Annotated in this window: 1 protein-coding gene; it reads left to right on the plus strand. The window is 77.4% G+C overall.

The annotated features are described in order from the left end of the window. A partial coding sequence (locus HMPREF3099_RS09980) for an aminotransferase class III-fold pyridoxal phosphate-dependent enzyme (protein WP_141762121.1) occupies positions 1 to 785 on the plus strand: 785 nt, incomplete at its 5' end. Positions 786 to 921 lie beyond the last annotated feature (136 nt).

Here is a 921-nt window from a genome sequence, read left to right on the forward strand (position 1 = left end):
AGGCGGCCAGCCCGTCGGCGGACGCCGCGCTGGCCTCCTGGGCCGCCGAGACCCGCCGCATCGCCGCCGAGCACGCGCACGAGCTGGCCGGCATCGTCGTGGAGCCCGTCCTGCAGGGGGCCGGGGGCATGCGTGCCTACGACCCGCGCGCCCTCCACGTGCTGCGCGAGATCGCCGACGAGCACGGCCTGGTGCTGGTCCTCGACGAGATCGCCACCGCCTTCGGGCGCACCGGTACGCTCTTCGGGGCCGACCACGCCGCGGGGGTGGACCCCGAGGGCCGCCCGGTGGCGCCGGACGTCCTGTGCGTGGGCAAGGCGCTCACCGGCGGGTACCTCAGCCTGGCGGCCGTTGTCGCCACCGACGAGGTGGCCGCCGCCGTCGACGCCACCGGCGCCCTGATGCACGGCCCCACCTTCATGGGCAACCCCCTGGCCTGCGCGGCGGCGAACGCCAGCCTCGACCTCCTGGCCGAGGGGGAGTGGCGCACGCAGGTGCCCTGCATCGAGGCGGGCCTGCAGCAGCACCTCGCCCCGGCGCTGGACCTGCCGACCGTCCGGGACGTGCGCGTGCTCGGGGCCGTCGGGGTGCTGGAGACGACCGCGCCGGTGGACCTTCCGGCCCTCACCGAGGCGGCCCTGCGCCGCGGCGTGTGGGTGCGCCCCTTCGGCACGCTCGTCTACACGATGCCGCCCTACGTCGCCACGCCCGAGGAGGTGGCCACCATCGCCACCGGCCTCGTCGAGGCCGTCTCCGAGACCGTCACCGAGGCCGGCCCCCGGTGAGCGCCTGGGAGCAGCACCTGCAGCGCGCCGCCGCCGTGCGGGAACGGCGCGACCTCGTGCGTCGGCCGCGTGCGCTGCCGCGGGGCGCCGTCGACCTCGCGGGCAACGACTACCTGGGCCTGGCCCGCCACCCGCG

Source organism: Kytococcus sp. HMSC28H12 (assembly GCF_001816045.1).
Taxonomy (GTDB): domain Bacteria; phylum Actinomycetota; class Actinomycetes; order Actinomycetales; family Dermatophilaceae; genus Kytococcus; species Kytococcus schroeteri.